Origin of the sequence: Paenibacillus thermotolerans (assembly GCF_028745515.1) — a bacterium.
In the GTDB taxonomy this organism is placed as follows: domain Bacteria; phylum Bacillota; class Bacilli; order Paenibacillales; family YIM-B00363; genus Paenibacillus_AE; species Paenibacillus_AE thermotolerans.
Map to the genome: position 1 here is coordinate 33,523 of NZ_JAQZSG010000028.1, position 12,319 is coordinate 45,841.

Annotated in this window: 9 protein-coding genes; 8 read left to right on the top strand and 1 reads right to left on the bottom strand. The window is 54.8% G+C overall.

Annotated elements, in window-relative coordinates; all coding sequences use genetic code 11:
* Positions 1-3: 3 nt before the first annotated feature.
* The 8 genes from PT964_RS19925 (at position 4) to PT964_RS19960 (ending at position 9,624) form a co-directional block, all read left to right on the top strand.
* Entirely contained in the window at positions 4-2,733 is a 2,730-nt protein-coding gene (locus PT964_RS19925) for an alpha-mannosidase (protein ID WP_274365109.1), read from the top strand.
* 135 nt (positions 2,734-2,868) lie between these two features.
* Positions 2,869-4,134 carry an MFS transporter gene (locus PT964_RS19930; protein ID WP_274365110.1) on the top strand — a complete coding sequence of 422 codons (1,266 nt, stop codon included), beginning with the start codon at positions 2,869-2,871 and terminating at the stop codon, positions 4,132-4,134.
* 65 nt (positions 4,135-4,199) lie between these two features.
* Entirely contained in the window at positions 4,200-4,376 is a 177-nt protein-coding gene (locus PT964_RS19935) for a hypothetical protein (RefSeq protein WP_274365111.1), read from the top strand.
* A 793-nt stretch (positions 4,377-5,169) separates the two neighbouring features.
* Positions 5,170-5,628, top strand: coding sequence for a DinB family protein (locus PT964_RS19940; protein ID WP_274365112.1), 459 nt, complete (start codon positions 5,170-5,172; stop codon positions 5,626-5,628).
* Positions 5,629-5,653: 25 nt separating this feature from the next.
* Complete coding sequence (locus tag PT964_RS19945; RefSeq protein WP_274365113.1) at positions 5,654-5,875, top strand: hypothetical protein; 222 nt, start codon at positions 5,654-5,656, stop codon at positions 5,873-5,875.
* 172 nt (positions 5,876-6,047) lie between these two features.
* Positions 6,048-7,406 carry a spore germination protein gene (locus tag PT964_RS19950; RefSeq protein ID WP_274365114.1) on the top strand — a complete coding sequence of 453 codons (1,359 nt, stop codon included), beginning with the start codon at positions 6,048-6,050 and terminating at the stop codon, positions 7,404-7,406.
* 14 nt (positions 7,407-7,420) lie between these two features.
* Positions 7,421-8,518, top strand: coding sequence for an SLC5/6 family protein (locus tag PT964_RS19955; RefSeq protein ID WP_274365115.1), 1,098 nt, complete (start codon positions 7,421-7,423; stop codon positions 8,516-8,518).
* Positions 8,515-9,624 carry a Ger(x)C family spore germination protein gene (locus tag PT964_RS19960; RefSeq protein ID WP_274365116.1) on the top strand — a complete coding sequence of 370 codons (1,110 nt, stop codon included), beginning with the start codon at positions 8,515-8,517 and terminating at the stop codon, positions 9,622-9,624. Before PT964_RS19955 ends, PT964_RS19960 begins: the two co-directional genes overlap by 4 nt.
* 57 nt (positions 9,625-9,681) lie before the next feature.
* On the opposite strand, the gene PT964_RS19965 is transcribed toward PT964_RS19960, so the two are convergent.
* The gene (locus PT964_RS19965; protein ID WP_274365117.1) at positions 9,682-12,315 is read right to left on the bottom strand and encodes a transglutaminase domain-containing protein; all 2,634 of its coding nucleotides are present in this window, start codon (positions 12,313-12,315) and stop codon (positions 9,682-9,684) included.
* Between the last annotated feature and the right edge of the window lie 4 nt (positions 12,316-12,319).

The window sequence follows — 12,319 nt, forward strand, 5'->3', positions numbered from 1 at the left end:
ATTATGGGGCACAAAAAGACAGCGCACATCATTTCCCACACGCATTGGGATAGAGAGTGGTATTTACCGTACGAAAAGCATCACGTCCGTTTAGTTGAGCTGATGGACGACTTGATCGAGCTGATGGAGAACGATCCGGAATACCGGTATTTCCATCTCGACGGTCAAACGATTATTTTGGAAGATTATTTGCAGGTTCGCCCGGAAAAGCGTCTGCAGCTCGAGAAGCTCATCCGCGAAGGGCGCATTCAAATCGGCCCATGGTATATATTGCAGGACGAGTTCCTGACGAGCAGCGAGGCGAACATCCGCAACCTGCTGATCGGACATAAGGACGCCGCGGGCTGGGGCTCGATCTCCAAGCTGGGCTATTTCCCCGATTCGTTCGGGAATATGGGGCAGGCGCCGCAAATTTTGAAGCAGGCCGATATCGATACGGCGGTGTTCGGCAGAGGCGTAACGCCGACCGGCTTCAACAATACGGTCGATCATAACGCCAATTACGAATCCCCGTATTCGGAGATGGTATGGCAGTCTCCGGACGGCTCGCAGGTGCTCGGCATATTGTTTGCGAACTGGTACAGCAACGGCAATGAAGTGGCTGCAGGCGAGGAAGCGGCTAAGAAGTATTGGGACAGCCGCATTACGGCAGCCGAAAAATTCGCCTCGACGAAGCATCTGCTGTTCATGAACGGCTGCGATCACCAGCCGGTTCAGAAGAATTTGTCGCAGGCGCTGGCCGACGCAAGAAAGCAGTTCCCGGACGTAAACTTCGTCCATTCCAACTTCGATGATTATATCGCTGCCGTACGCGAAAGCTTGCCGGAGGAGCTGCAAGTCGTGAAAGGCGAGCTCCGCAGCCAGCGGACGGACGGCTGGGGAACGCTCGTCAACACCGCTTCCTCCCGCGTATATATCAAGCAGGCCAATGAGCGCGGCCAAACGCTGCTTGAGAAAGTAGCGGAGCCGCTGGCGGCCGTGGCGCAATTGCAAGGCAAGGAAGCGCCGAAGCACTTGTTTACGTATGCGTGGAAAACGTTGATGCAAAACCATCCGCACGACAGCATTTGCGGCTGCAGCGTGGATGAGGTGCATCGGGAAATGATGACCCGATTTGAGAAAAGCCGCCATGTTGCGGAATCGATCGTCGATCAGAGCACGGAATATTTGGAAAAGCTGATCGACACGAGCGCGTTCAAGCACTATGGCGAATCGGCGCGGCCGCTCATCGTATGGAACACGACCGGCTGGTCGCGCAGCGGAACGGTGCGCGTGAAGCTCGATGTCAAACGCGTATACTTCCGCGAGGGCTACAATTTCGAGCAAATGCGCAGCATGGTGAAGGAGCTGCCGCTCGGCGAGCGCACGCTTGTCGACGCACAAGGCAACGCCGTGCCGTGCACGGTGAAGGATCTGGGCATTCAATTCGGCTATGATTTGCCGAACGACAAATTCCGCCAGCCGTATTTCGCAAGAACGGTGGAGCTGGAATTCGAAGCCGTGAACGTGCCTTCCGTCGGCTATCAAACGTACGCTTGGGTCGAGGGTGCGCAGTCCGCCGCCGCTTCGGGCAGCTTGGTCGTATCGGAACGAACGATGGAGAACGAGCTGCTGCGCGTCCGCATCGCGGATAACGGTACGCTCGAAGTGACGGATAAGCGCAGCGGCCGTACGTTTGCCGGCCTTGGGGTATATGAAAATACCGGCGATATCGGCAACGAATATATGTATATGCAGCCTCCTGGCGAAGCTCCGATTACGACGGAAGCGCTCCAAGCGGATATCCGCTTGGTGGAGGATACGCCGTACCGCGCGACGTTCGAAACCGTTCTTATGCTGAACGTGCCGAAGCGGGCCGACGAACTGCTGAAGCAAGAGCGCGATGAGATTGTTTGGTTTAACGCCCGCAAGGCGCAGCGCGTCGCCGAGACGGTTACGCTCGCCATTAAGACGCTCGTTACGCTGGAGAAGCATGCGGAAGGCGTCAAGATCAGCACTACGTTCGACAATCAAGCCGAGGATCACAGGCTTCGCGTGCTGTTCCCGACGGGAATCGACGGCGCCGTGCATTACGCCGATTCCATCTTCGAAGTGGCGAAGCGGGACAACGAGCCTGCACCGGAGTGGAAAAATCCGAGCTATTGCCATCATCAGCAAGCGTTCGTCAACTTGAACGACGGCAAGGCGGGACTTACGATCGCCAACAAGGGCTTGAACGAGTACGAGGTGCTGCGCGACGGGCGCGGGACGATCGCCGTGACGCTGCTCCGCGCGGTCGGAGAGCTCGGCGACTGGGGCGTATTCCCGACGCCGGAGGCGCAATGCAAAGGCGTTCATACGATGGAATACATGATCATTCCGCACGGCGAAGACCGCTACGCATCGTTCGCCGCCGCCTATCAGTTCCAAGTGCCTTGGGCGGCCGTGCAAGCGGACGTTCATGAAGGCAGCCTGCCGGCTTCGCACTCGTGGCTGCAGTGGAAAGCGGACACGCTTGCATTGTCTACGCTGAAAGCGGCCGAATCGAGCGGCGATATCGTCGTCCGTTGGTTCAATATGGCGCCGGAGGCGGCGGAAGTAAGCGTGAAGCCGGGCTTCCCGGTTGAGGCGCTGCTTCACAGCGACGTGCTGGAGCGCAGAAAGAGCCCGATCCCTGCGACGGAAGGAAGCGCAACGTTCTCCGTTAAGGGCAGCGAAATCGTAACGATCTGTGCCGTTCCGAAAAGCGAATAACGTACTGTGCAGAAGCATCCCTTCCCCGTTATTGTATAACGGCGGCAGGGATGCTTTTTATGTTTGCAGGATTAACGAAGGGGACGCGCGAATACAATGAGGTGATTCACAACTACTCAAAGAGGTGAGAAGCCTGTGGGCCTCCCGCATATCATCCAGTGGAAACGACCGACCCCGGGAGGAGTACGCATACCGCCGGAGAAACGGCTGTCGAAGGAAGCGGCGACGACGATCGCCATTCACAGCTGCTATCAGCTGGGCGCTTCCATGTCGGGCGTCTTTCTGAATTTATACTTATGGCGGCTGACGGAAAGCTTGTTTATAAACGGGTTATACACGTTGCTTACCTACGTGATCGGCCCTTTCGCCTTCGCATTTGCCGGGAAGTTCGCGAAGACGCGGGACCGGTTGTTCACGTATCGGCTCGGGATCGGTTCGACGGCGCTGTTTTATTTTTTCGTGATCGTTGCGGGAGAGCGGGTCGTCGATTACTTTTACTTGTTCGCGCTGCTTTCGGGCATATCCGCCGGATTTTACTGGTTAGGCTATTTGACGCTGATGTATGACGTATCTACTGACGACAACCGCATTCGGTATCTAGGCTTGAATTCGATCGCCTTTAACCTGGCGGGCTTGATCGGGCCGGCTTTCGCGGGCTTTCTGATCAGCAGAAGCGGCGGTTTGCAGGGTTATATGATCGTGTTTACGCTGGCCTTCTTCATGTTTTTGCTTACAACGGTCGGCAGCTTCCGTCTGAAGTCGGTCGGAACGCATCATAAATCGTACTATTTGCGGATGCTGCCGTTGCTTTATCGGAAAAACAAGCCGTTTCGCCACGGGTTGTACGGCTGGCTGTTTATCGGCATGTATCAAGGGCTGATGCTGTTTTTGCCGAATATTTTGCTTTACGCCGTGTTGGAGAAGGAGGATTTGGTCGGCTATGCGGGCGGACTTCTGCTCGCTTTGACCGTGACGACGAGCTATTTGTTGTCCCGGTTCGGACGGGGAGAGCTGGCGAAGCGTTACATTATGGTTGCAGCCGTCAGCTTTACTTCCGGCGCTCTTATTTTGCTCGTATTCGGGGTTCATGTGTGGTCGGTGCTGCTGTTCGCGGTATCGTTTTTCGGCTTTACGCCGTTATTGGTCAATTCGTTCTCCGCCTATCATTACCGGTTGGTGGGCCAGCTGCCCTTGAAAGGAAATTTGCGGATCGAGACGATCGTGGCGCGCGAATCGTTCATTAATGCGGGCCGGGTGCTGGGGCTGCTGTTTTTGATCATGCTGTCGGCGGACATATACAGCAGGTGGCTTGGCGCGGTGATCGTTGCCGCTTCGCTGATGCAGTTTCATTTTGCCTGGGTGATTAAGCCGGAAGGGAAGCCCGAGGAGTCTGCAGGTTAACGGCGCTTATGCATAAATACAGGGGCGTTGCCGCATACTTTCCGAAAAAAAGGATGTGGCAGCGGTTGGATAACAAAAACGGCAAACAGGACGTTCGTCCGTCGATTACGAATTACGACTGGGTGTGGGGAAGCGATCAGGATCAGTACGTGAAGGATGAGGCGTCGGCGACGATCGTGCCCGCGCAGGAGACAACGTCGGGGGCGGAAGGAAACGAAGGCGCGGAAGATGCGGCGGAGTGATTGATATAGGGTTGCCGGGCTTGCTTCGGCGGCCTTTTTTTGTTTTGGCCTTGCGGCGGTGGGGATTGGAAAAATGCTGGAGTTTGAACGTACGTCTGGATCGGTAAAGCAGCTGAAGTGCCGGTAGTGTGCCGGGGGGCGGTGAAAGTGTGGATGTGGTGGGCGAGCGTTAAGAAGCTGGATTGGAATGAGGCGGGTGAACGGTAGTGTTGCTGGTTGGGGGGCGGTAAGGTAGCTGAAAGTGTAGCGGGGGATTTGATTTGGTGATCGAAAAAGTAGGCGAAGTGTCGGTGGTGTGTGTCGGGGAGCGAGAAAATGTGATATGTGCGGGGGGAGCGTTAAAGTAGCTGGAATGAGATGGAGCGGGCGAACGTGTAAAGTAGCTGGAGTGAGATGGGTGGGCGAACGGTAAAGTAGCTGGAGTGGTATATGGTATGTAAGGGGCAAACGGTGAAGCAGCTGAGGTGTGACGCAGTTTGTGCGTACGGAAAAGCAGCCTGGTGTCCCACAGAAAATTGTAACAACACTATGAGTTGCTATTGTGCCTTTATTTGCTCTCGCTAGAAAAATAGCATCACGAGGAGTTGCTAACGACGACAAAACCGGCTCCAAATCACTGATTTGGCCCCAATAGCAACTCCAGGTGTTGCTAATTTCCGGACGAGCCTCCAAAAGCGCCTAATAGCAACTCGAGAAGTTGCTATTTTCTGCGGCGCCGTTTTGCCTTGATTTTTAGGCCCGGTTGAATCACAATGATCATGATCAAAATTGTTTCCAAAACGGGGAGGACGCTATGAGAGAAGCGTATTTGTTCGAAAGATTCGAGAAATCGTGGGCTCAGCTGCTGCAAAAAGTAGAACATTGTCCCGAGGATAAGCGGGGAGTCGTTCCGGCCGGGTGCAATAACAATATTCATTGGCATCTCGGGCACATCTTATCGGTTACGGATTCCATCCTGTTCGGTTATACGGGGCAAACGGGCAAAGTGCCGAACGAATTCAAGGGCTATTTCGGCAACGGGACGAAGCCGGCCGATTGGACGGGAGACGTTCCTTCATGGGAGACGGTGACCGCTCTGCTGAAGGAACAGCCGGGCCATATTCGAACCGCCTTCCAAGGCAAAATGAACGAGCCGATAACGAAAGAAAATTTCTTGAAGGCCGAAACGGTAGAAGAGCTGCTGGTGGGCGTGCTGCAGCATGAAGCGGGTCATGCCGGCAATATCGGCACAATGCTGAAGCTGTTGGCATAAGATCGACCTGTCGGAGAATCGGCCAATGGCGCCGAAGCGAAAGTCGCCTGAAATAAGAACTACAACCGCTCCCCCTCTGCGAGAGGGGGAGTTTTTTTCTCCAGAAGCAAATTTTGAACCACAGCTTCAAAATAACGGACACCATAGCCGCTATATCGCCAATTTGCCTGCTGTCAATTCGGTAACGGACACCACAGACGCTAAAACCCGATTTTTGACGCTGATCCCTGATTTATCGAGGCAATAACTGCAGTGGTGTCCGTTACAACTGCGAACTCCGTTCATAACGCCGAATAACTGCACCCGTGTCCCTTAAAGCGAACCGTCAGGCGGTTATCTTATGTATAAAGCATGGGGCTTCTACCAAAATTAACCCTATAACAAACTTGGCGCGTTTGCTGCCCAGGGAGGGGAAAAGCATGGCGGAACAGCTTTCGCAGCGCTTGAAGCGTTGGTTGGAGGAGCACCTGTCCGCTTCGGCGGATTTTATATCGCAGGAGCTGAAGCACGGCGAAGCCATCGTCCATCTGGTTTATTTTAAAAGCATCTGCGATGAGGAAAGAATTCGAAAATTAATCGTCCAGCCGTTTTACGAAAATATTGTAAGTCCGGAGCATTTCGCCGCATATGTGGACTCGATCGCGAAACAGAAGAGCGTCAAGAGCGAGCAGGATTTGCTCCAGAGCATCATGCAGGGGACGCTGATCGTTCTTGTCCATAACAGTCTGTTTTTGATCGACGTCAAAAAGAACGTTAACAATTCCGTAGGCGATACGAGCGTAGAAAACTCGATTCTCGGCACAAAGAAAGCGTTCGGGGAAAATTTGGAGGTAAACGTAAACATCATTCGCACCCGATACCCGCTTTCTTCCCTTACCGTTGAAACGACAACGGTCGGCACTTTGGTGAAAACGCCGGTGGCTCTTATTTTCGATCGGGAGCTTGTTGAGGAACGCGTGTTGGAAGAAGTGAAGGAATCGCTGAAGACCGTGAAAACCGGGCTGATCCAATCGGGCTCGCAGCTGCAGCGGGATATCGCGCCGAGAAAAAGAACTTTGTTTCCGACGCAAATGATTACGGAAAGACCGGACCGTTCGGTATTCAATTTGTCGCAGGGAAAAGTGCTGCTGCTGCTCGACGGATCGCCGTTTGCCGTGATTATGCCCGCCGTATTCTACGATTTTATGTCGGCGGTGGACGACATGTACGAGCATTTTTGGGTAAGCCGGTTTCTTCTGATCATTCGATATGCCGCATTGCTCATTAGCTTAACGCTCTCGGCGCTTTATGTGGCCGTAACGTCCTACAATCCGGATTTTCTGCGCGTGCAGCTGGCATTGTCGATTGCGGGGAGCCGAGCGCCGGTCCCTTATCCGTCCTACATCGAAGTATTATTTATGCTGCTGATCGTAGAGCTGCTGGTGGAAGCGAGCATTCGGCTGCCGCGGGCGATCGGGTCCACAGCGACGACCGTAGGCGGTTTGATATTGGGGCAAGCGGCCTCCCAGGCCGGACTTGTCAGCAACATTATGATCATCGTGGTGGCGACGGTGGCGATTTCCAGCTTCGTCGTACCGATCAACGAGATGTCAGCCAGTATGCGGGTGGCCAAATATTTCATTTTGGCAGTGACGACCGTTTTCGGCTTTGTTGGGCTTCTTGTTTCCTTCATTTTATTAGTTGCTTATCTGGTGCACTTGGATAGCTTCGGACAGCCGTATTTGAAGCTGTTTCGGGAAAATCCGAACAACGAGCGGCAAGTCAGAAGAATGGAATAAAGGGGTCCGGGCGATTGAAACGATATTTTTTCTACATGGTTATTGTCAATATGCTGGTCAATATCATTACCTTCGTGCCCAGTATATTAACGGCTCATCGATTCGGCGGATCGGTGATGTCCTTCCTGTTTGCCGTGCCGATCGGAACCGTGATGATTTATATGCTTCTATGGGCGCTGTCGCGGTTTCCGGGGCGGGGAATGCCCGAGATGTTGGATGAAGCCGGCTTACCGAAATGGATTTCCGTGCCGATCAACCTTTATTACGCGCTGCTGTGGTTCGCGGCTGGAGGAATCTCCATCTTGGTTGCCGCTGAAATCAGCGTAAAATACATAAGCCCTGAAACGCCGTTTATTAGCGGTATTTTCTTGTTTTTAGTGACCGCATGCGCGATTTCCAGATTAAGCTCGGAAAAGCTGCTGTATTTTCTGGAAATCATTGTCATTATCGTACTGCCGTTGATCGTGTTCGTTATTTTCAAATCGTATACGACCCGAAATTTAAATTTCGACGCCATAATGGTGCTGGGCACCCATATTTACGAGCTGCCGACTTGGCGAGTATTGGCCGGATCGACGTTCGTGTTTTCGGGCTTTACGCACATGGTCATCTTTAACCGGGTGTTTCACCGGCCCGTTACCAGGAAGTGGATTTGGCTGCTGCCGATTATGGGCTTATTCGTAATGATCACGGCACTGGTAGTACCCGTCGGAATGCAAGGCGCGGACGGAGTGGCGGATTACTCGTTCCCGTGGATCACCACGGCGGATTCGATGCAAATTGAACTGGGCTTTATCGAGCGCGTGCTGTACGTCATTTTTTTGCTCTACTCGGGGGCAGCCTGCGCGAGCTTCATTATGTATGTGCATGTCGCTATGGAGCTGATCAAAAGCGTTTTCCCTTCGCTGCAAAAAAAGAAGAAGCTGGCGTTTTGGTCCGAGTGGGGTATTTTGGCTTTATTTGCGGGGATGACGATCAGCGTCTCGTTAAACTTCACCGAGTCTTTGTTGTTTGATATAAGCTTTCACTGGATCGACATCCGATTCGGAAGCGAAATTGCGCTCGTTGCGATTGCGGCTTTCGCCGCGTTCAGGAGGCGGTTGCGGTCATGAGAAAAAAAATGTTTATTTTGTTTGCCGCGGTGCTGGCAATCGTTACGTTGCTTAGCGGGTGCGGGTTTAAGGATATCGACAAGCGGTTCATTGTGGTCGGGATCGGAATCGATAAACCCGAGGACGGGAACAAAAAATACAAAATCACGTTGAAGCTGGCTATACCGAGCCCCCAGGAACGATTCGGCTCCAATAAATATACGCTCGTTGTCGAAGAAAACGATTCGATTGCGGAGGCGGTCCGCATTGCTAAGGCTAAGGTCGATAAGGAGCTGGATTTCGGCCACGCGAAAGCGATTCTTTTCGGCAAGGAGCTGGTGGAGACAGAGGATATGGGGCAGGTGATCGATTGGTTTATTCGCCGGAGGGATATTCAGAAGGTCGCTTGGGTGGCGGCGGGCGATCCGGACAGCTTTTCGATCTTAAACGTCAACCCGCCGACCGAACGGCTTCCTTCCAATATGATCTTCCTGTCCTTCGGCCAGACCGGAACGGAAACGGCTTATATCGTATCGGAGTATTTGTTCGATTTCCGCAGAAGGCTGAAGGAGCGCGGCTTGGATCCGATTTTGCCGATCATCAAGCTGCGGGAGGAAGAGCAGTTTACCATCGACAGGGTCATGCTTCTGGACAAAAAGCGCGCCAAGCTTACGCTATCGCCCCGTGAGACAAAAATATTCAACTCGTTCCATGTCAACAGCGGCAAATACGACATTAAAATTCCCGGCGGCGAAAACAAATTTTTCGTCATATCGGCCGACGACGTGACCGGGAAGTACACGTTTGAAAAAAGAGGGGGGCAAAACTACATCAAAGTGAATATGCGAATCAACGGCGTTATTGAAGAAACGAACATGAATATCAATGAAAACGACTTAGGCAGGCTGGAGAAGATGACGGAGAAAACCGTCAATCAACGGGTCGAGGCTTTTTTGGTCAAGCTGCAGAAGGAGGGCGTCGATCCGATCGGCTTCGGACTTCGGTACCGCGCGCGGCATTTCGGCCCGGAGGAACGAGTGTGGAAGGAATGGCAAGGAATTTATCCCGGCATTAAGTTTGATGTACACACCCATGTGAAATTAACGAGCACAGGGGTTCTTAAATAGCCGCCGACGTCAAACAGGCTCCTTCGTCTAGGCGAAGGAGCCTGTTTCTAAGCCGTGCTATGGTGCGATCGCTTTGAAGGTGCCGGCGACTTCCTTGGCGATGCCCAGCTTATACCCCGTCCATCGGTACCGGATGCGCCGCTGCGGGTCGACCGCGAGTACGACCGGGAACTCCCTTGCGGCTTCGCCGAGCGCCTCGCCGCCGACGGCGGCAAGCGCTTCGAAGGTTGAGCTTTCCTTGCCGAGCCAGACGTTGTTCGGAAGCTCGGAGTCGGAGGCAAGCGCGGCGGCGCCGTTCCACTTGGGCTCGCCGACGAGCAATACGATGCTCACGCCGAGCGATTCCCACTCGGCCTTCATCTCGCGCAGTTCGCGAAGCAGATGCTTCGACGGCTCGCGGTCCGGCTCGATCCAAGCAAAGAGGGTGCCTTGCCGGCCGGCAAGCGAGGAGAGCGGCTGTTTGGCGCCTGCGAACGACTCGGCGTCATGGTCGAGGCTTGCCGCGCCGAACACCGGAACTTCCGCTTTGCGCTTTCTGAACGTAAGCGGTACGGAAATTTGCTCGCCGGGAAGCACACGGAAGTATCGGAACGTCACGAGCGCCGTGCCGTCTTCGAGCCTTGTCCCGGTTGTCAGCCGGTAATGGCCGGCAGGCATGACGAACGGCTCGCCGAACACGTCGGTTTTCCCGAAGCCGAAGTCAAGCGTCTTGTAGGAGCCTTCTTCGAACCGGGCTACCGTGAAGCTGCCGAAATATTTCGCCTGCTCCTCGGACTCTTCGTCCTTCAGCCAGACGACGCTGCCCGTTTCGATGTTGGCGGGAGCCTCATCCGGCGTCGCTTTCGTTCCGCCGAAGCGGACGTCGTGCCACGAGCCTCGGCTCCAATATTGCGGGCGCTTGTCGCTCGGCTCGAGCCGAGCCGGAATGCCTGCGCTGCGCGCGGCCGCGACGAATAAAATATTGCGCGACTGCCGGTCGCCTTTCTTCAGGCGGAACGTTCCCGCCGGCGTTGCCGCCCCTTTGTAATGGGTGAGGTCCTCGACGATCTCTACGTGCCGATCGATATACTCGACAAGGCGCAGCGGGTTTTCCGCGAACGCACGGATGCGATCCTCGCCGAATTCGCCGCGGAAAAAAGCCCGATATTCGGTAATCATTTCGTAATCGGCGCGCGGCCGCAAAATGCAGGAGGCGAACAGCTCGTCGCTAACGGTGCCGTCCAGACGCTTCTTCGCTTCCATCGCATAAACCAGATGCTCCTGCAGCGTGTCCCGGAACGTATCGTTCAAATCTTTATCGTTCAGCACCTCAAGCAGGCGCAAGCTCCACTCGCCGTATACCGGGGATTGCTCCCGGAGGAAGGAGGCGATCTCGCGGCTGTTGCCGCGCGCCTTTTTCAGCACGCTCCAAACTCTTGCCGGATCGAGGTTGCACTCGAATGCTACGGCGTTCGCATCCTCTTCGGTGAGGAACGTCGCCTCATAGTCCGATCGGATTTTCGCGCCTTGCTTGACCCGAATATCGTTCGCGGCCTTCTCCTGCTCCGTGATCGATTCGCTCTCCGCGTCGGGCAAATCCGGCGGCGGCGCCATATCGAACTCGACGACGCCTTCCGATGCGATTTCCTTCGTCAAGCGGACCGTGACCTCGTCCGTTTGTCCCACGGTGCACTTGGCAAAGCCCCAGCCATCGCTGCCGCAGGCGGAGATGTACACATCGCCCAGGCCCAACGTGACGGAAACTTCGCCGTCTTCATTCGTGCTCATCGGAACGATCGTCGACAGCTCGGCGAAATTGTACACCTGGAAATCGACCTTCGCCTGCGCGGGCCGGCCCGCGGCGTCGATGACGCGAACGGTGAGCGTTCTCGGTTCGGTGTAAAGCTTCATCAGATTGAGCTCGGAGTACCATGGGCGCGCAAGCGTCACTTCCTCAGGGCCCGGGTAGTTGGCAGCCACACGGGTATGGACGAGCATCGCTCTGCGGGCCGGCCTGCGGAACCACCCTTGGTTCAATCTCGGCTCCGGCTCGCAGGCGCCGAGGAAATGCCACGTTCCGTCCGCCCAAGCCTCCACCCAAGCATGGTTCGAGTCGCAGTGCGCCCAGCGGGGCGTATATACTTGTCTGGCCGGAATGCCGATGCTGCGCAGCGCGGCGACCGCAAGCGTCGAATGCTCCCCGCAGCGGCCGAGTGCCGTGCGCATTAAGGTAAGCGGGGAAACCGTGCGCGGATCGCAACCGATATAGTTCGCCTTCTCGTGGCACCAATGATTCGTTTCGAGAACGGCGTCTTGCATGGACATATGTTTGACTCTCGGGTAAATTTCGTCGAACAGAAGTCCGCGGAAGTCCTCGATATTTTCGTTATTAACGCGGTACGGCAGAACGAAATGGAAAAATACCGAATCGGGTATTTGGGAACCCCAAGGAACCGTGCTGCGGATGCGCAGGGCGTGCCTTACGTGCGACAAAAACAAGGAGCCGTCGTAATCGGCCATGTCGTTCAGCGGCATGTACGCGTACAAATATTTCAGCGCCAGTCTCTCGTCGTCGGTCAGCGCCTCGTCAAAAATGCCGAACAGCTCCCGCTCTCTCGCCGCGCCGATCCGGCGTTTGAACTCGAACTTTTCCTCAATCAGGCGCATCGTTTGCTCGTCCAGCGCCAGCCGCTTCGTATCATTCGTAATCATCTTG

What these genes read in the sequence shown, in the direction of transcription:
- PT964_RS19925 (WP_274365109.1), top strand. Translation starts at nt 4, where the DNA reads ATGGGGCACAAAAAGACAGCGCACATCATTTCCCACACGCATTGGGAT.
- PT964_RS19940 (WP_274365112.1), top strand. Translation starts at nt 5,170, where the DNA reads ATGAGAGAAGCGTATTTGTTCGAAAGATTCGAGAAATCGTGGGCTCAG.
- PT964_RS19945 (WP_274365113.1), top strand. Translation starts at nt 5,654, where the DNA reads ATGGCGCCGAAGCGAAAGTCGCCTGAAATAAGAACTACAACCGCTCCC.
- PT964_RS19950 (WP_274365114.1), top strand. Translation starts at nt 6,048, where the DNA reads ATGGCGGAACAGCTTTCGCAGCGCTTGAAGCGTTGGTTGGAGGAGCAC.
- PT964_RS19960 (WP_274365116.1), top strand. Translation starts at nt 8,515, where the DNA reads ATGAGAAAAAAAATGTTTATTTTGTTTGCCGCGGTGCTGGCAATCGTT.
- PT964_RS19965 (WP_274365117.1), bottom strand. Translation starts at nt 12,315, where the DNA reads ATGATTACGAATGATACGAAGCGGCTGGCGCTGGACGAGCAAACGATG.